General features: G+C 33.2%; 21 protein-coding genes. 19 read left to right on the plus strand and 2 right to left on the minus strand.

The genetic code is table 11. From position 1 onward, the window contains the following. From JGH11_RS12795 to JGH11_RS12875, 17 genes are all read left to right on the plus strand, one after another. Nucleotides 1–482: FkbM family methyltransferase (locus JGH11_RS12795; RefSeq protein ID WP_201112374.1), on the plus strand; the 482-nt coding region annotated here is incomplete at its 5' end. Continuing rightward, entirely contained in the window at nucleotides 469–1,458 is a 990-nt protein-coding gene (locus JGH11_RS12800; RefSeq protein WP_201112376.1) for a hypothetical protein, read from the plus strand. The genes JGH11_RS12795 and JGH11_RS12800, both read left to right, overlap by 14 nt. Continuing rightward, on the plus strand, nucleotides 1,455–2,690 hold the full coding sequence (locus JGH11_RS12805) for a glycosyltransferase (RefSeq protein ID WP_201112378.1): 1,236 nt from the start codon (nucleotides 1,455–1,457) through the stop codon (nucleotides 2,688–2,690). Before JGH11_RS12800 ends, JGH11_RS12805 begins: the two co-directional genes overlap by 4 nt. Beyond that, nucleotides 2,690–3,520: a glycosyltransferase family 2 protein gene (locus tag JGH11_RS12810; protein WP_201112380.1), complete on the plus strand. Its 831-nt coding sequence runs from the start codon at nucleotides 2,690–2,692 to the stop codon at nucleotides 3,518–3,520. Before JGH11_RS12805 ends, JGH11_RS12810 begins: the two co-directional genes overlap by 1 nt. A 23-nt stretch (nucleotides 3,521–3,543) precedes the next feature. Then, nucleotides 3,544–4,821, plus strand: a complete 1,278-nt coding sequence (locus JGH11_RS12815; RefSeq protein ID WP_201112382.1) for a glycosyltransferase family 4 protein — start codon at nucleotides 3,544–3,546, stop codon at nucleotides 4,819–4,821. A 6-nt stretch (nucleotides 4,822–4,827) separates the two neighbouring features. Next, nucleotides 4,828–5,751: a glycosyltransferase family 2 protein gene (locus JGH11_RS12820; protein ID WP_201112384.1), complete on the plus strand. Its 924-nt coding sequence runs from the start codon at nucleotides 4,828–4,830 to the stop codon at nucleotides 5,749–5,751. A 10-nt stretch (nucleotides 5,752–5,761) separates the two neighbouring features. Next, the gene (locus tag JGH11_RS12825; protein WP_201112386.1) at nucleotides 5,762–6,952 is read left to right on the plus strand and encodes a glycosyltransferase; all 1,191 of its coding nucleotides are present in this window, start codon (nucleotides 5,762–5,764) and stop codon (nucleotides 6,950–6,952) included. Continuing rightward, complete coding sequence (locus JGH11_RS12830) at nucleotides 6,949–7,734, plus strand: glycosyltransferase family 2 protein (RefSeq protein WP_201112388.1); 786 nt, start codon at nucleotides 6,949–6,951, stop codon at nucleotides 7,732–7,734. The genes JGH11_RS12825 and JGH11_RS12830 overlap by 4 nt, the downstream gene beginning before the upstream one ends. Next, nucleotides 7,719–8,600, plus strand: coding sequence for a glycosyltransferase family A protein (locus tag JGH11_RS12835; RefSeq protein ID WP_201112390.1), 882 nt, complete (start codon nucleotides 7,719–7,721; stop codon nucleotides 8,598–8,600). The genes JGH11_RS12830 and JGH11_RS12835 overlap by 16 nt, the downstream gene beginning before the upstream one ends. Before the next feature lie 11 nt (nucleotides 8,601–8,611). After that, the gene (locus JGH11_RS12840) at nucleotides 8,612–9,460 is read left to right on the plus strand and encodes a glycosyltransferase (protein WP_201112392.1); all 849 of its coding nucleotides are present in this window, start codon (nucleotides 8,612–8,614) and stop codon (nucleotides 9,458–9,460) included. An 11-nt stretch (nucleotides 9,461–9,471) separates the two neighbouring features. Further along, nucleotides 9,472–10,593, plus strand: coding sequence for a DegT/DnrJ/EryC1/StrS aminotransferase family protein (locus JGH11_RS12845; RefSeq protein ID WP_201112394.1), 1,122 nt, complete (start codon nucleotides 9,472–9,474; stop codon nucleotides 10,591–10,593). Continuing rightward, entirely contained in the window at nucleotides 10,590–11,288 is a 699-nt protein-coding gene (locus JGH11_RS12850) for a WbqC family protein (protein ID WP_201112396.1), read from the plus strand. Before JGH11_RS12845 ends, JGH11_RS12850 begins: the two co-directional genes overlap by 4 nt. A 5-nt stretch (nucleotides 11,289–11,293) precedes the next feature. Continuing rightward, nucleotides 11,294–11,512: a YdeI/OmpD-associated family protein gene (locus JGH11_RS12855; RefSeq protein ID WP_201112398.1), complete on the plus strand. Its 219-nt coding sequence runs from the start codon at nucleotides 11,294–11,296 to the stop codon at nucleotides 11,510–11,512. Further along, nucleotides 11,509–12,462, plus strand: coding sequence for a hypothetical protein (locus JGH11_RS12860; RefSeq protein WP_201112400.1), 954 nt, complete (start codon nucleotides 11,509–11,511; stop codon nucleotides 12,460–12,462). Before JGH11_RS12855 ends, JGH11_RS12860 begins: the two co-directional genes overlap by 4 nt. A 12-nt stretch (nucleotides 12,463–12,474) precedes the next feature. Then, on the plus strand, nucleotides 12,475–13,989 hold the full coding sequence (locus JGH11_RS12865) for a TlpA family protein disulfide reductase (protein ID WP_201112402.1): 1,515 nt from the start codon (nucleotides 12,475–12,477) through the stop codon (nucleotides 13,987–13,989). Then, a complete protein-coding gene (locus JGH11_RS12870; protein ID WP_370567597.1) occupies nucleotides 13,986–14,864 on the plus strand; it encodes a glycosyltransferase in 879 nt (292 codons plus the stop codon). Before JGH11_RS12865 ends, JGH11_RS12870 begins: the two co-directional genes overlap by 4 nt. A 3-nt stretch (nucleotides 14,865–14,867) precedes the next feature. Then, on the plus strand, nucleotides 14,868–15,686 hold the full coding sequence (locus JGH11_RS12875) for a glycosyltransferase family 2 protein (RefSeq protein ID WP_201112404.1): 819 nt from the start codon (nucleotides 14,868–14,870) through the stop codon (nucleotides 15,684–15,686). Here JGH11_RS12875 and JGH11_RS12880 read toward each other — a convergent pair. Then, entirely contained in the window at nucleotides 15,683–17,059 is a 1,377-nt protein-coding gene (locus JGH11_RS12880; RefSeq protein ID WP_201112406.1) for an rRNA cytosine-C5-methyltransferase, read from the minus strand. The genes JGH11_RS12875 and JGH11_RS12880 overlap by 4 nt on opposite strands. 138 nt (nucleotides 17,060–17,197) lie before the next feature. On the opposite strand from JGH11_RS12880, the gene JGH11_RS12885 reads away from it, so the two are divergent. After that, nucleotides 17,198–18,709: a glycosyltransferase family 39 protein gene (locus JGH11_RS12885; RefSeq protein ID WP_201112408.1), complete on the plus strand. Its 1,512-nt coding sequence runs from the start codon at nucleotides 17,198–17,200 to the stop codon at nucleotides 18,707–18,709. A gap of 12 nt (nucleotides 18,710–18,721) precedes the next feature. Continuing rightward, on the plus strand, nucleotides 18,722–19,426 hold the full coding sequence (locus tag JGH11_RS12890) for an SAM-dependent methyltransferase (protein WP_201112410.1): 705 nt from the start codon (nucleotides 18,722–18,724) through the stop codon (nucleotides 19,424–19,426). Between the two features lie 19 nt (nucleotides 19,427–19,445). Here JGH11_RS12890 and JGH11_RS12895 read toward each other — a convergent pair whose 3' ends face one another. Then, complete coding sequence (locus tag JGH11_RS12895) at nucleotides 19,446–20,189, minus strand: phosphodiester glycosidase family protein (RefSeq protein ID WP_201112412.1); 744 nt, start codon at nucleotides 20,187–20,189, stop codon at nucleotides 19,446–19,448. Nucleotides 20,190–20,383 lie beyond the last annotated feature (194 nt).

The following is a 20,383-nucleotide window of genomic DNA, read 5'->3' on the forward strand; positions in this document are numbered from 1 at the left end:
GGATCAATCTAGATGCTATGCCGGGAAGCATGAAACTTTTCAAAGAGCTACGTCCTAGAGATATAAACCTAGAATATGCAATTTCTGAAAATCCTCAAGTTCTAAATTACTATTTATTCAACGAACCTGCATTAAATACATTCTCGGAAGATATAGCAAAAAAACATAATGGATTACATTCTTTCAAAATCATTGATACTAAAGAGATACAAACTTACACTCTTTCAGAAATACTAAATATGTATCTTCCTGCTAATACAAATATTGATTTTATTAGTATTGATGTTGAAGGATTAGATTTACAAGTTCTCCATTCTAATGATTGGAATAAATACAGGCCAAATTTAGTATTAGTAGAATCTCTTAATGAAGACATGGATGCTATAAAAAATAGCGAAATTTATATCTATTTAAAAAGCTTAAATTATTCTTTAGTTGCTAAAACTATTAATACAATATTTTTCAAAGATGCAGACAAATAACTTAGCTCCTATCATCTTCTTTGTATATAAAAGACCTCAACACACAAAAAGAGCTCTTGAAGCTTTAGCTGAAAATGACTTAGCTAAAGAATCAACTTTGTACATATATGCTGATGGACCTAAAAAAGATGCAGATAAAGAAACATTAAATGCAATAAAACTTACCCGAGAAATTCTGAAAGAAAAACAATGGTGTAAAAAGGTTAATATAATAGAGTCGTCGGAGAATAAGGGGTTAACTTATTCAATTAAGGAAGGTATTTCAACTATTATCAACAAATATGGAAAGGCCATAATTATTGAAGATGACATCATTACATCTCCTCATTATCTACAATATATGAATGACGCCTTAAATCTCTATCAAGATGAAGATAAAGTCATGTCAATATGCGCCTTGGTTCCAAAAACATCAGGTGCAGATAAATTACCAGAAACTTACTTTCTACGTTTTATGAGTTGTTGGGGTTGGGCAACATGGGCTAGAGCTTGGAATCAATACATCTCTGATTTAGATTATCTATGCGAAGCGGTAAGAAAGCGTTCTGACTTTAATCATTTTAATTTTGATGGTAGTGAAGACTTTTATAAACTATTAGAACAAACAAGAAATGGGTCTATTGATACATGGGATTTACAATGGGTTGCAACAATTTTCTTAAAAAATGGGCTTTGTTTATTTCCTAAATATTCTCTAACAAAAAATATTGGATTTGATGGAACTGGTGAACATTGTGGCAACAATAGTATTTATACCTTACAACATAACAATATAAATCTAAGTAAGTCGGTTTCTGTTAAAAGAATTAAAATAAAGGAGAATAGAATAGGCTATAATTATTTAAAAAGATATTATAAATACGGAGAAGATTCGTCCCTAAAAACTCGATTTACTTTCAGTAAAAATAAGTTGAAGAAAACAAGATTCTTTCAGAATCCATTATTTTACAAAATATATGACATTCTAAAAAAATGAAAGTTGTACATATTGCTACAATGTTAAGAGGAGGAGCCGGTATCGCTGCTCTCAGAATACATCAGAGCCTATTGAGCTATGCTCCTGATGTAACGAGTTATTTTATTCAAAAAGATCCAGTCACAGATTCAAATGACATCGAAAGAAATATACACCAATGTACACATTATCACAACTTATATTATAGAATAGTAAATAAACTTGGATTAAAACCATATTTAACTAAAGAAGGGTATTTTAGGCGAATTATATCAAAATATCCAAAAAATTATGAGATTGCGACATTACCTCTTTCATATTATCCGATAGAAAATCATCCGCTAATAAAAGACGCAGATATAATACATTTACACTGGATTGGAAACTTTATTAACTATCCCTCGTTTTTTAAAAAGATAAAACAGCCCATAGTCTGCACTACACATGACCCTAATCCATTCTTAGGAATTTTTCACTACGAAGGTGATGTTTTAAGGAATCAAGGCAGTCTCGGAAAACTGGAGAACAAAGCTATTAACATAAAATATAGATGTACTCACACACACAATAATATCCATATAGCATGTCCGTCAGAATGGGTAAAACAAAAATCTGAGGTTAGTTATATTTTAGGTGATTTTCCTCATTATTATATCCCATACGGTATTGAAGAAAAAAATTATCCACTCTTGGATAAAGTTGCTCTAAAGGAAAAATTTAAATTAAATAATGGTAAAAAAACTATTCTATTTATTGCTTTTGATATCCAATTACCTCGAAAAGGATTAGACCTTTTAATTGAAGCAGTAAATAATATAGATCCTAATAAATTCAATTTAATAAGTGTTGGACATGGCAACAAAATTTCTATAAATAGCAAAATAAATTTCCAACAATACGAAAACATTAAAGATATAAGTGAACTTAATAAAATATATGCAGTTGCTGATGTAACAATCGTTCCATCACGAGAAGATATGTTTAATCAAGTTATGCTGGAATCACTTATAAATGGTACTCCAGTTATTAGCTTCAGTAATGGAGGAATGGCTGAGCATATAAAAACAGGGCAGAATGGTATATTAATAGATGAGATTAATTCACAATCACTTCGGCTTGAAATAGAGAATTTTCTAAATGACAAATATAGTTTTGAGGAGCCCTATATAATAAGGGATTATCCTATTACCACCTTAAATAATCAATTACAAGCAAAAAGATATACCGAATTATATAATAAAATACTAGCTTAATGAAACTATCCATTATAACAATAAATTTTAACAATGCTTCTGGACTGCAAAAGACCATCAACAGCGTTCTTTCGCAGACTTATAAAAACTATGAATACATTGTTATAGATGGAGGATCGACAGATGGAAGCAAAGAACTTATTGAGTCGTATTCTGACAAAATAGACTACTGGGTTAGTGAACCAGACAAAGGTATATATAATGCGATGAATAAAGGTATTCGACAAGCAAAAGGCGAATATTTACATTTTCTAAATTCAGGAGATATATATGCTAATAACTACGTTTTACAAGAGGTTTTCGAACAAAAAACATATGAAAGTCCAATATTAAGAGGGATACAGATCTGTGATAATAAAGGTTGTCAAACGAAATGGATTAATAGAGGAAATAGAGATATAACACTCTATGATTTGTATATTGACACCTTACAACATCAAGCAACTTTTATACATCAAGATTTGTTTAAAAAATATGGTCTATATGACGAAAAGTATAAAATAGTATCTGACTGGATCTTTTTTTTAAAAGCGATGCTTGGAGGGGAGTCATCAACTTATTTAAATTTTGATATTGTAATTTTCGATATGACTGGTATTAGTAATAATGCTGAGTTCCGTAAAACTATGTTTAATGAAAGGAAGCAGATTATTTCAGAATTAATTCCTCGGACTGTTCAGACCGATTATGAAAGGCTGACTTTGTTACAGAAACATACAGATAAGTACGGACAATATTTTTATATGATTGATTTTATAAATAATAATAAAGTTCCTCGTTTTTGCTTTAGGCTTCTAAATAAGTTATATAAAGTACTCAAACTTCAATAATCACAATCGTAGTAAATATCGCTATGAAAAAGATTCTTATAATAAATACAGAGATACCTTACCCTCTCACCAAAGGAGGGCGGCAAGGGGTATTTCATTTTATTGATAGTTTACGCAACGAATATGAAATATCATTATTATTCCGACTGACAGAAGATGATACAGAATCTTTTAACGAACTAAAGAACATTTGGAATAATGTAACATTTTATCCTCATCTAGAAATATTACCTCAATCCGCTATTAAAAAGAAACATCTATTAGACATATATAATCAAATATACAGCATACCGTTTAAGCTAAAGGATAAAATTAGAAAAGTAAAGAATGATAATACGAATAAACAAAACATTGATTTTGTAAAACAGAATAGCTCTTTATTTAATACCGCAACGACTATCAATTCCGAAAGATTCATTGAATATGTAGTCGAAATCTCCCGAAAAGGTTTTGATATTATACAAGTCGAATTCTATCCTTTGTTATCGCTCATACATATACTGCCACAGGATGTTGAAAAGATTTTCATCCATCACGAAATAAGATATATACGCAATAAAATAGAGTTGTCCTATTTTGCAGAAACAAACGAATATGAAAAATATCTATATAATGTAAATAAACATTATGAATTAACCACTTTAAGCTTGTATGACAAAATTGTAACCGTTACAGATATTGACAAACAAAAACTGGAAAAGGAATTACCGCAAAAAGTTATACTCAGCTCCCCCCTTATGGTTAATATGCCTGATAATATATCAGAATATCAATTTGAATTTAACAATAAACTGACCTTTGTTGGGAGTTGTACGCATTTTCCTAATGTAGACGGCATAAAATGGTTTTTATCTGAAGTGTGGACAATTATACTTTCAAAAAATAAAGCTCTGGAACTTCATATCATTGGTGGAGGTTGGACTAAGGAAATGTTCGAAGATATAGGTCTCACAAATGTATTTTTTGATGGATTTGTTAAAGATCTATCTATAATTTTACCAAACACTATATCAATAGTACCTATAAGAATAGGAAGCGGTATGCGAATGAAAATTTTGGATGCCATAAACTATAAAATACCTTTTGTCACCACAACTATAGGAGTCGAAGGCCTAGATTTCATAAATGAAAAAGATTGTTTCATATCTGACAACGCTATTGGCTTCGCCGAATCAATTGAAAAATTAATTAAAGAGACTAAAACTCAGATAAAATTTATAAACGAGTCGTATACAACTTTACATAAGATATACAATAGGGAATCGCTGATTGACAAAAGAAGAATAATTTATACAAAATAAATAAGAATGAAAATAATTGTAATAGTAGTTACATACAATGGGATGAAATGGTATAAAAAATGTTTCGATAGTTTGATCGAATCTACCATTCCTCTAGAAACAATTATTATTGACAATAATTCTTCTGATGGCTCTACGCAATTTATCAAAGAGAGTTATCCTGAATTTAAATTAATAGAAAATGACACTAATCTTGGATTTGGAAAAGCAAATAACATAGGATTAAAATATGCAGTAGAGCAAGATGCCGATTATGTTTTTTTATTGAATCAGGATGCTTGGGTAAAATCTGATACTATAGAGAAATTGATGAATATGATGGAAATAAATCCTCAATACGGAATACTAAGTCCTATTCATTTAAATGGATCGGAAGATAAGCTTGATCATAATTTTTCCATTAATATAGAACCTAACAGTTGTCCTTTACTATATTCTGATTATGTAGTAAAAGGAGCTTCCGAAGATAAAATATATCCTACATCATTTGTATGCGCCGCTATCTGGATGATATCAAAAAACTGTTTGCTTAAAGTTGGAGCTTTCGACCCCATTTTCCCTCATTATGGAGAAGATAATAACTATATAGAGCGAGTTAAATATCACGGGTTAAAGATAGGTATATATCCCAAAGTAAAAGCTATACACGACAGGCAGCATCGAGAAAACAATATACCGAACTTCAATCAACAGGTGAACAAATCCTTTATCCATTATTTAGTGATATTAACCAATATTCATTATTCGTTGAAAAATCTCTGGATAAGCTCTATCTATAATATTTTTTGTACTTTAGGAAGCAATTTATTGCATCTGTCTTTTAAGGAGTGTTTTATAAATATAAAAGTCATATTCAAAATATGCCAATCTACTCCCCAACTAAACAGAAATCGAAAAAAAGCCAAACAAAGAGGGATCAGCTTTCTATAATCTACCATACATGAAGATATTGCACGTAAACACTTATGACACAGGAGGCGCAGCTGGAGCATGTATGCGCATACACCAATCGTTATTATCGAAAGGAATAGATTCGAAGGTATTAGTTTTATATAAAACAAAAGAGATTCCTAATGTATACAGTTTCAACTACTATAATGATTCGCAAAACAAAATAATATATTATATAAAAAGAAGAATATTTGAAAAATTTCGAAAACAAACAGAAAACTTTTCTAAACTAAACGACTTACCTCCTGTGGAAATATTCACTAATCCGGTAACAATTTATGATATTACAAGTCATCCTCTCTATAAAGAAGCCGATTTAATACAACTAAATTGGGTTTCTGGCTTTCTAGATGAGCCTAGTTTTTTTAAAAAAAATAAAAAACCTGTAATATGGAGAATGCCTGACTTATATGCTTGTGGCGGAGGCTATCATTATGAAAAGGGATTTCCATTCAATGCCTATCATAAATATTTAAAAAGAAACTTTATTATAAGAAAAAAAAGTATCGCCAATAAGAATATTACTTTTGTTGCTATTTCGGAATGGGTTAAACAAAAAGCTCTAGAAAGTGAACTAATAAAAGAGTATCCGCTTAGAGTTATTTCAAATGGAATTGATACTAATATATTTAAGCAATACGATAAGCTGAAAGTAAGGAAAAAATTCGGTATCCCCTTAGATAAAAAGATTATACTAATAGGAGCTGCATCTTTTTTTAATATTAGAAAAGGTATGCATTTGCTGATAGAATCAATAAATGAGTTGCAATCACAAGATACTCTGTTCTATTCATTTGGGCATATAGCTGATCATCCCAATATCAATTCGTTAGAGCATATTACAGACGAAGTATTGTTGTCACAAATATATTCTGCGGCCGATATATTTATTATGTCTTCTATTGAAGAGGCATTTGGACAAGTTTTTATAGAAGCTCTTTCATGTGGAACGCCAGTAGTATCATTTCCAAATGGAGGAGCATTAGATATTATAAAAGATGGATTTAACGGAATATTAGCTAAAGATTTCACATCTAAAAGCTTGACAGATGCAATTATCAAAACTTTTAGTATTATATTTGACAATAAAGCTATTAGAGATGATATTATACTTAGATTTAATGCACCAGATAAAGCAGACCAGTACATCCAACTCTATAAAGACATCCTAAACAAATGAAATTAACCATAATAACAATCAATTATAATAATGCTAATGGGCTTAGAAAAACCATTGAAAGCATTATTTCTCAAGCTCAAGCAGACTTTGAGTATATTGTTATTGATGGAGGGTCAACAGATGGAAGTCAGAATATAATAGAAGAATATAGCCAGCACATAACTTATTGGGTCAGCGAGCCAGACAAAGGTGTATACAATGCGATGAACAAAGGCATCCGGCAAGCTAATGGAGAGTACGTATTATTTATTAATAGCGGCGATACTATTTGTGAGGATGCTAATTTGAGTTTAATAATGGATCAAATTACAGGAGAAGATATTGTTTATTTTGATCTTGAAATATGCGATAAAAACAACAATAAATTCATAAAGACATATCCAGACTATCTCGACTTTAAATATTTTGCAGAAGATAGTCTCCCTCATATGGGATCTTTCATAAAAAAAGAGTTGTTGATAAAATATGGTTACTATTCCGAAAAAATGAAAATCGTCTCCGACTGGGCATTTTTCATGGATGCGATATGTTTACTCAATTGCTCTTATAAACATGTTAACAGCTCCTTTTCCACGTTTTATCTTGATGGTATAAGTTCAGACAAACAAAATCAAAAGGAATTAATTACCGAAAGAAATAATCATATATCGACTTCGTATAAACTTTACGAAAGTATATATAAAGAATGGATGGAAAAGAAACAGGAACTATATAAGCTAAAGACATCTGGAAGTGTTAGATTCTTGAAAAAAATAGGATTATTGAAATGGTTGAAACTATAAATAATACAAATACATTACCTGTAATTTCTGTGATTGTACCCTGCTACAATCAGGCAGAATATTTAGCAGAGACACTTCAGTCGGTACTCGATCAGGAGTATCAAGCGTGGGAATGTATTATTATTAACGACGGCTCACCAGACAATACCCAAGAAGTAGCTAAGATATGGATAGATAAAGATCCTCGCTTCAAATATTACCAAAAAGAGAACGGAGGGCTCTCCGATGCTCGTAATTTTGGTATCAGCCATGCGATAGGAAAATATATTCTACCCCTAGACTCAGATGATAAAATAGGTCCGCAATATATAATTGAGGCTCTCAATACATTCGAAAGAAAGCCGGAAACAAAAGTTGTATACAGTAACTTGATACTATTTGGCACCAAGAATCAGAAACTAAATCTACCACCATTTAGATATAAAGATTTACTAACCGAAAACCGCATATTCTGTTCGGCTATTTATCGCAAAAGTGACTATATGAAAACAAATGGTTACAACCCGAATATGGTTGGTGGACTTGAAGACTGGAACTTTTGGCTAGAATTAATTAAAGAAGCAGACGTAGTCGTGAAACTGGATAAATATCATTTTTACTATCGAATAAAGGATGCCTCAATGTTGTCGTCACTTAGTAAAGAGAAAAATGAACAATTACTCCTCCAAATCTTCAAGAATCATGTACCTTTGTATCTGAAATATTTTAATCCAATAAGAGATCATATTGATGCTGATTATTTCAAGAAGGAAGCTGAACTATACAAAAACTCTATTGAATACAAGACTGGAGCTTTTCTCTACGCTCCCATCAAGTTTATAAGAAAAGTATTCCGCAAGATGTTCTCTTCAAATAAATCGTACTGATACAAACTATTATGAAGGTAAACGTTATTCTCATCACATACAATCATGCTGAATATATCCGTCAGACGTTGGAAAGCATTCTGATGCAAGAAACTGTATGTGATGTGGAAATTATTATAGCAGATGATTGCTCTCCCGATAATACGGTAGATATAATAAGAGAATACGAAGATAAAACTGCATTTTCTTTTACATACCTTCCCAAAGCTCAAAACATGGGTTACAACCTGAATTACAAAAGAGCCTTTGCTGCTTGTACTGGAGACTATGTAGCCATTATGGAAGGTGATGACTATTGGGTAAAACCTAATCATTTGCAAAATCACATCGAACATTTAGAGAAACAACCCGACTCGTCCATGAGTTATAACAGACACATTCGTCTATTTACAGACCAAAACAGAGAAGAGATTTTCGACTGGACGAATGAAAATGACTACGAACATATTACAACAGAACAGCTGGCTATGGGCAACCGTATCGGTAACTTATCCTGCTGCGTTTTCAGAGGAAAATATATACAAAATATCGATCCGAAGCTATTCGACATGGAAATTGCAGACTGGATGTTAGGTATGTATATGGGCCAATTTGGGTCGCTGCTATACTTAAAGGATGTAACTACGGCTTATCGTATACATGACAATGGTCAATGGTCACGAATGGACGAGAAGAGTCAATTCATGAGAATTATAGAATTGATAAATGAATATGACAAGTATTTCAATTATAAATATACAGAAGCATTTACAAAGCATAGACGAAGGCTGGAAATACTACTTTATGGTGATAAATCGTTAAAAGGCCGTATAAAGAGTATAACACCTGAGTTTATAAGAAAAGTATATAGAAAACTTTAGAATCAAAAAGTATGAGTAAAAAAATAATGGTAACCCAACCGGCACTTCCACCCTTGGAGGAATTCATCCCTTATCTGGAAAAAATATGGGATAATAAATGGCTTACCAATGATGGACCTTTCCACAGACAATTTGAAAAAGAACTGGCCGAATATCTGGGCGTTAAATATATATCTGTATTTGCAAACGGAACACTTGCATTGATTACAGCATTACAAGCATTGCGAATTACAGGAGAGGTTATAACCACACCATTTAGTTTTGTAGCTACTACGCACTCGCTATGGTGGAATAATATAAAACCTGTTTTTGTAGACATAGAAGACAACTATTATAATATAGATCCTAAGAAAATAGAAGCAGCGATCACTCCACAAACGACGGCTATCATGCCCGTTCATGTGTATGGAAATCCTTGCAATGTAGAGGAAATACAACGCATTGCAGACACCTATGGATTACGTCTGATATATGATGCTGCACATGCTTTCGCCGTAAAGAAAGATGGTCAGTCAGTTATGAATTGGGGCGATTTGTCTATATTAAGCTTCCATGCAACTAAGGTATTTAATACTATAGAAGGAGGTGCGATCGTTTGTCAAGATGAAAAAACAAAACAACGCATTGATCTACTCAAGAACTTCGGCTTTCGTAACGAAACCACAGTTATAGAACCGGGGATCAATGCCAAAATGAATGAATTACAAGCAGCTTACGGTTCGTTACAATTGAAGCATGTCGACAATTATATAGCTAAACGATTAAAACTCGCTGAACTGTATAACGATCTTCTAAAAAACACAGAGGGCATTACTTGTATGAAAGTAGAAGAGGGCGTTTCACATACCTACCCATATTATCCCGTACGTGTCAACACAGTAGACTATGGCATGAACAGGAATGACCTGTACTTCAAATTACAAGAATACGATATTTTTGGCCGACGATATTTTTATCCGCTTATCAGCGACTTCCCCACCTACAAAGGATTACCATCGGCCAATGTAAGCAACCTACCGGTAGCAGCCCAAGTATCGAAAGAGATCTTATGCCTGCCAATGTATCCCAATCTGGAATTTGAAGATGTCGAACGTATTTGCGACTTTATCAAGAATAAGCCTTGGAAGATATGAAAATCGGGATAATGCAGCCGTACTTTTTACCATATATCGGATATTTTCAACTATTGAATGCTGTTGATAAATATGTGATCTATGACAATATCCAATACACCAAGAAAGGCTGGATTAACAGAAATCGTATTTTACAAAACGGTAAAGATCTACTCATTACTGTTCCGGTAGAAAAAGATTCAGACTATCTGGACATAAAAGATCGTTTTGTTTCAAATGGATTCGAAAGAAAGAAGTTATTGAACCAAATACGAGAATCATATAGGAAAGCTCCATATTTTAATAATGTTATGCCTTTAATCGAAAACATTATTAATTATAAAGAGAATAATCTTTTCTTGTATATACACAATTCTGTACTGAATATGTGTGAATACCTGAACATTAAGACCGAAATAATTGTTTCATCAACATTAAATATAGACCATTCACTTAAAGGTCAGGACAAGGTAATCGCTATCTGCAAAGAGCTTAATGCAACAGATTATTATAATGCAATAGGCGGACAAGAATTGTACAATACTGAAGACTTCGGGAAAGAAAATATTAGTTTACATTTTCTATCAACTAATTCGATAGAGTACAAGCAATTAAAAAACGAATTTATACCCTGGCTTTCTATTCTGGATGTGGTCATGTTTAACTCTTGTAACGAGATAAATGATATGTTGAATGAATACAAATTGATAAATTGATCATTATGGAAAGAAGTAAAGGTGAAATCATTATTCCTCACGAACTCATCGCTATTCTGAAAGAAGAACCAGAAGCAAAAGATTTTTTCGACAGTCTCTCTGATGGATATAAGCGAGGTTACTGTGACTGGGTTGGTGGAGCAAAACAGCAGGCTACAAGGGAAGTGAGAGCAGAGAAAGCATTAATAATGCTGAAGAATAAGCAGAAAACTTTAAAAACATGAAAGAAATAGGGGGATATTTCGAACTTCAATTAAGAAAAGGTGAACACTACCATAAAGGAGCTGTACAATTAAACACAGCTCGCAACTGTCTTGAATATATACTTCGGGCGAAGAGATATAAAAAAATTTATATCCCATACCTCAACTCAGAAGTTATTTGGGAGCCCATAAAAAAATTAGGTATCGAGTGTGAATTCTATTCCGTTGATTTCAAAATAGATCCTATCTTCAATAAAAAACTAGCTCCGGATGAAGTCTTTTTTTACTCGGATATATACGGAATAAAATGCAACACAGTTGATAAGCTTGTGATGAGATGTGGCAAACAATTGATTGTGGATAATACACATGCCTTTTATTCAAAACCTTACGAAGGTATAGACACGATTTATTCTCCTCGCAAATTTTTCGGATTACCTGATGGAGCATATCTGTATACAGACACTCTATTGGATGAAGACTTCGAACAAGACCAAGCCATTCCTCATATGACACATCTGATGAAGCGCATCGAATCAGAAAGTGCAAATGCAGGCTATCAGGACTATCTTAACTATTGTGCAAGCCTTGTCAACCAACCCATCAAAAAAATGTCTAACTTAGCGAATGCTTTACTGGCAAACATTGATTATGAAAATCTGAGAAAAAGGCAAATAAGCAATTTCAGATATCTACATCAGGCTTTAGGTACAAACAACTTATACGAATTCGATAATTTTCCTGAAGATACATGCCCTTTAAGCTATATGTTTTATTCCGAAGATCCGACACTCAGGAAGAAGCTTATCGACAATAAGATCTATGTTTCCACTTATTGGAAAGAAACGTTGAATCTGGTAGAGAAAAATTCGGCAGAATATAAGATTGTAAATTATCTGTTACCTCTGCCATGCGATCATCGTTACGATGAAGAGGATATGAAACGAATTGTGGATGTGATAACCAAATAAGCTAATACAATTATGAAAAACGGCATCATTTCTAAATTAATAATTATTGTTGGAATTTGTTTTCTAACCATTGCTTGCTCAAATTCGGATAAAAAAGTACTACCGGAACCTAAGATTCAGGCAGGAATTGCTAAGTTATCAGGAAAGATAGAAGATTATAAACCCGGTGAGGAAATGATACTGTCTGTCCCTGCACCAATAACGATGGATATGCAACGCCAAGATATTAAAGTAGAAGATGATGGCACCTTCTCTCTGGATATCCCGATTGAAACAAATCCCGCTATAGGATTTATATACAATACTACAACTAATCATGGTTTTACAATTAATTTAAAACCTGATATAGAAACAAAGATAATAATTAATAAGGATTCTATATCTACAGTTTCCGGGCCTGATTTTTATACAGAATATAATGTACATACATCCAATGCTTTTATAAAAGCTGCTCAAACAGCAGCCAGATACGATTTACTTAATAAAGAAGTTCTTGATAGTTGCATTGAAAATCCCCAAAAATATATTCCAATAAATCAGTATGATTTGGATAAAAGGCTTGATGTATTCGATAATGATTCTTTATTATCAGAACGGAGTAAAATATATCTGAACTATTATTTAAAATCTCATCATATAGAAAACGCTCTTCATTTCACAGAAAACATGGAGAAAATATGGAGAAGTATTAAAAAGGATGGAGATACAACAACGATAAAAATAAATGAACCCGATTTATCATATTATACCTTTCTCAAAGACTACGATCTGGAAAATCCCTATTATTTATACAGCGAAGTCTATGGACAGATATTTCAAACTATACTAGGAAATAAGACGTTCAATATTCCGGAAATAGAAGAAACTCCTGTGAAAGAATGGCTTGTTGGCGTTAAAGATACAATGGCTGAGCTCATCGGCGCAGATACTGGTCTGTTTTATGATATGATTATCAGTCAAGCGTACATGCGTCAACTAACATATGCACTAGAACCTTTATCTGAAAAACAAATACAAAATATAAAAGAATATTTCGGAGATGCAGAAATTGCAAAAATTCTTTTTCTAAAAAATAAAGAAATAGTAAAATTAGCTGCAAATAAAGGGGAAACTAATATAAACGAAACTCCATCCGTTCCTAAAGAAAAACTTCTGGAAGCTATTGTAGAGAAATATAAGGATAAAGTTGTACTCGTCGATTTCTGGGCTACATGGTGCGGACCGTGTCTAGAAGGTATGAAGAAATTATTACCTGTAAAAGATGAAATGAAAGGTAAAGATATTGTCTTTGTATACATCACATGTACTTCTTCTCCTATAAAGCTATGGGAAGAAAGAGTAAAAGGAATAGATGGAGAACATTATTATCTGACAGGTGAAGAATGGGACTATATTTTAGATAGTACAGATTTCAATGGTATACCGACTTACATACTCTATGATAAGAATGGTATAGAAAAATATAAATCTGAAGGATTTCCCGGAGCGGAAAAATTAAAAAAAGAAATAGAAAGGCTATTGAGGTGAACGAACAAAAAGATATAATGGTTTCCGTTTCCATGATTACTTACAATCATGAGAAATTTATAGCGGAAGCAATAGAAGGTGTTGTGATGCAGAAAACAAGCTTTCCTTTCGAATTAGTTATCGGAGAAGATTGCAGCACAGATAATACACGCGCCATCTGTATCGAATATCAAAAGAAATATCCGGATATTATCAAGCTTAGGCTGCCTGAAACAAATCAAGGCATGATGCTTAACTGGATAAACAATATAAATAGCGGACTGGGAAAATATATTGCCTTGTGCGATGGAGACGATTACTGGACAGACCCTTATAAACTGCAAAAACAAGTAGATTTCATGGAGGCTAATCCCGACTTCGCTCTATGTTCCCATCAGACCTATACACTGATGTGCGGACATCTGGATGAGAACATAGAGATGGATCGAGATATACTCACTACCGAAGACCTGATAAGCAAAGACTGGGGGCTTCTTACCGCATCTATCTTTTTCCGCAAAGAAGCACACAAAACGCCTGAGTGGTATTATACTGTAAAAAACGGAGATTATGCGCTTCAACTGATTGTATCGCTTAGTGGGAAAATTAAGTTTCTACCTGAATATATGGCTGTTTACAGGCAACATCTCGGAGGAATGTCTTCAACGTTGAAACCTCTAAATCAAACAGCATGGATGGTATATTTACTGCATGAGTTTGATAAATATACCAACCACAAATTTAAGAAAACAATAGTAGAACGAATAAAAAGGATATATCGAATACAAATCTACTATGCTAAGGGATACAGTCTGCGGAAAGCTGCAGCTGTGCTCACTTTTTTTCAAAAACTCGTTTTCTTAAATCCATTTCTTATAAAATCGAAACGTAAATAAGATATGAAATTATCTATTATCACTATAAATCTCAACGACAAAACCGGGTTAAAGAAAACCATTGATAGCGTTATATCACAAACGTTTACCGATTATGAGTTCATCATCATCGATGGCTTATCTACAGACGGCAGCGTGGATCTTATCCGTGAACATACAGATAAGATTAGTTATTGGGTCAGTGAAAAAGATAGTGGTATATATAATGCCCAAAATAAAGGAATAAAACAGGCTAAAGGAGAATACTTATATTTCCTCAACTCGGGTGATGCCCTCTATGCAAATGATACATTAGAAAAAATCTTTGAGGGCGATCCGCATACCCCATTTATATGTGGTAGCTTTTATATGGAAAAAGGTGGTAAGCTTGAAGCTGATACTTCATATAAAGATAGGGATTGGCACATGGCAGTCTATGAGTTATTTTCAGGATTTCTTTGTCATCAGGCATTTTTTATCCATTCGGATAATTTCAAAAGATACGGACTATATGATGAGAGCCTTCGTGTAGTTGCCGACTGGAAATTATTCTTTCAGGGTATAGCAATAGATCACCTAGAAGTTAAATATGTAGATACCTTTATCGTCATCTACAATATGGAAGGATTCAGTACTCAGATAGGAGGTAGTGTTATCTACCCTGAGAAGCTGAAAGTTTGCCGTGAGTTTCTGAATGAAAACACTGTAAAAAAGCTGGAGCGCCTTTATTATCTGGAACAAAATGGTTTTGTTACAGATATTATGAAATCTAAGCCGTGGATATATAACGGATTCCGTATTTTCTGTAAAATAGGACGTATATTCGGTTTTGTAAAAGGTTAATCAATTACATTTACAATCTCGGCAGGAACCTTAGACGAGCGAATCCTCCATTCCTGAGGATAAAGATTGTTTGCACGATTTCCTATATTTTTCACAAAACCCAAAGGTACGTTTTTATAAGTAAGAAGAATATATCCCTTCGGTTCATCATCAAGAATAATAACTTCCTTGCGTAAATAAGTTATTGCTGTTTTCCAGTCTATATCGCATACAACAAAGGCTTCTCTATTCAGCTCATTACTTAATGCTAATGATTGGCTCGGAATCAGGTCTTTTCCTTTGATCTCTCCGATGCAAATTCCTTCCGAAACAATATCCAGTTGAGCATTCAAAATATTCAGATCATCATATAGATTCTTGGAAAAAGCGTTCCATACATTGTCCTTCTGATAAAACACAAAACGATCTTTATCTCGGATATAATCTTTATACACGATGGGTAAATCGGTCTTATTTTTTTTATCTCTAGACTTATTTTTGATAGTATAAGGTCGTTCAGAATCATTCTTTCTCAAGACAGCACAGAAGAAGCCTTCTCCCTTGGTCTTATGTGGAAAGAAACGGTATGCTACAATACCATCTATCTGCGATGGGCTTATCCCCCACTCTGCTTTTATTTCTACTGATAATATCTCAGCATTCAGTTCATTTTGTATCCACCTTACATTCTCCTCGTTTTCCTCCAGATTATATGTACAGGTACTGTATATAAGTATTCCACCTGTTTTGAGTGCAGGCCAAATATCAGCCAATATTCTCTGCTGACGTTCTTTACACAGTTTTACATTATCCACCGACCATTCTGCTATCGCCACATCATCTTTACGAAACATACCTTCTCCAGAGCATGGGGCATCGACCAAAATCGTATCGAAGAAACTGTTCAGTTTACTAAAATCGGCAGGGTCATTATTGGTAACTATAGTATTCGGTCTTCCCCACTTCATTATATTCTCCGCTAAAATATATGAACGAGAACGGATAACCTCATTAGATACAAGCAGGCTATCATCATCTAATAAATCGGCTATCAACGTTGACTTACCTCCGGGGGCTGCACAAAGGTCCAGTACCTTCACCTGTTTACCACCATATTGCTTAAATACCTGCCCGATAAACATAGAGGACGCTTCCTGTACATAATAGCAGCCGGCATGTAATAAGGGATCGAATGTAAATTGAGGACGTTTATCTATATAATACCCCGTACTATTCCATGGAACATGTTGCAGGGCTATATGCATAACTGTGTTCTTTCCTTCGTTTATGCGGATACTTATGGGAGTATCACTGTTTAGGGCAGTAAAAAAGTTATCCCATTCTTCTTTAAGAAGAGGCTTTGTTCTTATAATAAAATCGTCAGGTAAGTTCATCCTATATTTTATATTAAAGGCATAAAGTTATTACAAAATACTATATCACAGATAGCAGAAGCGAATGAATGAGTAAATTAATTCACTGCCAATTATATTTTTCCTATTTTTGCCTACAATTAAAAACGCAATATATTGATGCTAAAGAAGACTATATTAGAAGAGAAGAACATTTTTGTTGTTCTGTTTATATATGCTTTCCTACTTATCTTTTTCTGCTCATTGATGTCCCCATTATATCCATTCAATGATTGGTCAGATATAAACTTATACTTCAACATAGGAAAAGCAATGTTTCATGGGCAAACCTTGTATACAGACATATTCGATCACAAAGGACCTCTCATCTTTGTCATTTATGGTATCGGCTCCCTTATTTCCGAACAATCTTTTCTGGGAATGTATATTATCGAATCCCTGACTTGGGTTTTAATGATTTTTTCAACATACCTGATAGCACGCCTATATCTGGATAAAATATATGCTTTCGCAGTGGCTCTGATCTTTCCCGTACTATTATTATCTCATTCATCGGAAGGTGGTTCTGCCGAAGAGTTTATTGTATTATTTGAAATTATAAGCTTATATCTTTTTATTAGATACTTTAAGAATAAAGAGGCCTCCGCTCATAAACCAGCACACATGTTATTGCATGGAATAATGTGCACAGTAGTCATATTTATTAAAATAAATCTAGTCGTATTCTGGGTTTTTCCCTTATTGGCAATCTTCATTAATATATTACTAAAAAAAGAATATAAAAATCTATTTTGGAACATCTTTTCTTTCATCGGAGGTGTGCTTATTGTTTCATTACCTATCGTTATTTACTTTTGGGTGAATAATGCACTTTCTTATGCTTGGGATACTTATATTACGCTTAACAGAACCTATGCCCAAATTGGGGATTTTAGCCGTATAATGGAGAATCTGATAGTTCGCTTTTATCAAAGACTTAAATATGATAATTATGAGTTTGTGATCATTCTCATTGGTGCAGTATACTTTCCATTCAAATATATAGGTTGCAGGATAGGAAAGGCTGCAATTATACTGTCTTTTGCTTCTCTATACACTGTAATATTTATGGCAGCCAATTATGTATTTTACTATTCAATGCCATATTACATTTTCTCTATATTAGGATGTATAGTAATATTAGACCTTGTCCGAAAATACATCAGGATACAACCTCATTGGTACTTTTATCTATTATTTACTATTGTTGCATTAGCGTGCGGTATTAAGACTAAAGAATTCTTTAGCAGATCAAAAGAAGTTATTCTGAGACAAAAACAGCCAAATGATGTATTACACAAATTCTATAATATAGTAATTCAGGAAAAGAATCCGACTCTCATGTGTTTAGGTCTGGATGCAACTACCGGAATTTTTACAATGGCTAATATTATGCCAAATGTAAAATACTTCATATCCCCCAATCTGCCATATAATATATATCCTGAGATGCGGGATGAGCAAACCCGATATATAGAAGATAAAGAAGTGGAGTTCATCATTCTATCAGGAGCTTCTTTTAGCTATGATTACTATAGAGCTCTACCAATATTACAAGAGAACTACAATTTAGAAAGCACTTTTGAAGAAAATGGAATTTCCACCTATTTCCTTTATAAACGAAAAAAATAAAAACAATAGAATATGCAACCCTCTCTTTTTCTTATCCCCGTTACATTAGGAGAAACCTCTATAGAACATGTATTACCGACCTATAACAAAGAAGTAATACTACAAATAAAGCATTTTATTGTAGAGAATATACGTTCAGCACGCCGCTTTCTAAAAAAGGTTGACAACAGTATCAATATCGATGAGCTAACTTTCTACGAGTTAAATAAACATACCAAACCCGAACAAATAGATAACTATCTGCAACCAATTACGAAAGGATTACATATCGGGATTATATCCGAAGCCGGATGTCCTGCTATTGCTGATCCTGGTAGCGACATTGTGGCTATTGCTCAAAAGAAAAACTACAAAGTTGTACCATTGATTGGTCCCTCTTCAATCTTATTATCACTTATGGCCTCAGGATTTAACGGACAAAGCTTTGCCTTTCAGGGATATCTACCTGTAGATGGAGCAGAGCGATTGAGAAAAATAAAGCAACTTGAGCATCTCATTCTGCACGAACATCAAACGCAAATTTTCATAGAAACTCCATACAGGAATCAGAAGTTAGTTGAAGATATAATAAAACACTGTATGCCATCTACTAAACTATGCATAGCAATGAATATCACTTGTGAAGATGAATATATAAAAACATTACCTGTAAAACAATGGATCAAGCAATTGCCTGATATGGCAAAACAACAATGTATATTTCTTCTTTATAAATAAGACGTTACTATTATACTCTCTATTCAGATCTCATTGGAGCAGTAATACCAATAATTACACCAAAATTCCCATCTGTCTGCATCCAGTTCTTTTCGGGTATATATGCTCTTGATACATAACCATCGAGATAAAGAGCATTTTTACAGCCATAAGATTGAAAGAAGTTGGCAAAGTCATATAGGTTTACGACAGCCTTGGACATAACGAAAAAAATTCGGTTGTCTGGTAAAATTCCCACTCCATTTCTTATATGTAAATTAGTCGATTCTTCTTTAAAGTCGGGATGTATTTCACCATTAATAACCAGCATTGGCCCCGATTGTGTCGCAAATTTCACATGCCCGTTATCTATAAAATCTTCTGTCTTACAGATGAACGGAGTATTATTCGAAGTAATGTAGAAAACTCCATTGGGTTTTAAATAAAAGTTTCCTTCTGCCGAAGAAGTATCTAAAGGAATAACTGTTTTGAATTGATCTATATAAAGCCCTTGCGGTGAATTATCCGCCCGGAACATACCTCCATTCATCGCAAAGACTAATTCTTTATTATCTTTGGCGATCATCGTTTTCAAATTCTGAATACTGCCAATTACATTTCCACTACCATCTTTCCAATAAAATGCAATATCTTCCAAATTATTATCTGCAACATAATAAATAACCTTATCGTCGATATTACTTTTCTTCTTCGAAAATGAGATCAGTATAACTATAACCAATCCTACAAATGTAGTTAGCAGTATGTGTCTCTTATATTTCATATTCCCCCTGAATATAATTTTCAATTGTATTAGTTGTCTATTAGTCAAACAAAAATAGATGTTTTTTATAAACCGACAAATGTATTTTTATTTTAGCATCTTACTTAAGCTATATCTGATTCTATAAATACCTAAATTATTTATCTATATCAAAGAAACAAAGTGTTGTAATACGGTTATACATAGGGATATTA

The sequence above is a fragment of the Dysgonomonas sp. Marseille-P4677 genome, from assembly GCF_016652235.1.
In the GTDB taxonomy this organism is placed as follows: Bacteria; Bacteroidota; Bacteroidia; order Bacteroidales; family Dysgonomonadaceae; genus Dysgonomonas.

What these genes read in the sequence shown, in the direction of transcription:
- JGH11_RS12850 (WP_201112396.1), top strand. Translation starts at nt 10,590, where the DNA reads ATGAAAATCGGGATAATGCAGCCGTACTTTTTACCATATATCGGATAT.
- JGH11_RS12800 (WP_201112376.1), top strand. Translation starts at nt 469, where the DNA reads ATGCAGACAAATAACTTAGCTCCTATCATCTTCTTTGTATATAAAAGA.
- JGH11_RS12825 (WP_201112386.1), top strand. Translation starts at nt 5,762, where the DNA reads ATGAAGATATTGCACGTAAACACTTATGACACAGGAGGCGCAGCTGGA.
- JGH11_RS12830 (WP_201112388.1), top strand. Translation starts at nt 6,949, where the DNA reads ATGAAATTAACCATAATAACAATCAATTATAATAATGCTAATGGGCTT.
- JGH11_RS12895 (WP_201112412.1), bottom strand. Translation starts at nt 20,189, where the DNA reads ATGAAATATAAGAGACACATACTGCTAACTACATTTGTAGGATTGGTT.
- JGH11_RS12890 (WP_201112410.1), top strand. Translation starts at nt 18,722, where the DNA reads ATGCAACCCTCTCTTTTTCTTATCCCCGTTACATTAGGAGAAACCTCT.
- JGH11_RS12820 (WP_201112384.1), top strand. Translation starts at nt 4,828, where the DNA reads ATGAAAATAATTGTAATAGTAGTTACATACAATGGGATGAAATGGTAT.
- JGH11_RS12860 (WP_201112400.1), top strand. Translation starts at nt 11,509, where the DNA reads ATGAAAGAAATAGGGGGATATTTCGAACTTCAATTAAGAAAAGGTGAA.
- JGH11_RS12880 (WP_201112406.1), bottom strand. Translation starts at nt 17,059, where the DNA reads ATGAACTTACCTGACGATTTTATTATAAGAACAAAGCCTCTTCTTAAA.
- JGH11_RS12885 (WP_201112408.1), top strand. Translation starts at nt 17,198, where the DNA reads ATGCTAAAGAAGACTATATTAGAAGAGAAGAACATTTTTGTTGTTCTG.
- JGH11_RS12840 (WP_201112392.1), top strand. Translation starts at nt 8,612, where the DNA reads ATGAAGGTAAACGTTATTCTCATCACATACAATCATGCTGAATATATC.
- JGH11_RS12865 (WP_201112402.1), top strand. Translation starts at nt 12,475, where the DNA reads ATGAAAAACGGCATCATTTCTAAATTAATAATTATTGTTGGAATTTGT.
- JGH11_RS12815 (WP_201112382.1), top strand. Translation starts at nt 3,544, where the DNA reads ATGAAAAAGATTCTTATAATAAATACAGAGATACCTTACCCTCTCACC.
- JGH11_RS12805 (WP_201112378.1), top strand. Translation starts at nt 1,455, where the DNA reads ATGAAAGTTGTACATATTGCTACAATGTTAAGAGGAGGAGCCGGTATC.
- JGH11_RS12855 (WP_201112398.1), top strand. Translation starts at nt 11,294, where the DNA reads ATGGAAAGAAGTAAAGGTGAAATCATTATTCCTCACGAACTCATCGCT.
- JGH11_RS12845 (WP_201112394.1), top strand. Translation starts at nt 9,472, where the DNA reads ATGAGTAAAAAAATAATGGTAACCCAACCGGCACTTCCACCCTTGGAG.
- JGH11_RS12810 (WP_201112380.1), top strand. Translation starts at nt 2,690, where the DNA reads ATGAAACTATCCATTATAACAATAAATTTTAACAATGCTTCTGGACTG.
- JGH11_RS12835 (WP_201112390.1), top strand. Translation starts at nt 7,719, where the DNA reads ATGGTTGAAACTATAAATAATACAAATACATTACCTGTAATTTCTGTG.
- JGH11_RS12875 (WP_201112404.1), top strand. Translation starts at nt 14,868, where the DNA reads ATGAAATTATCTATTATCACTATAAATCTCAACGACAAAACCGGGTTA.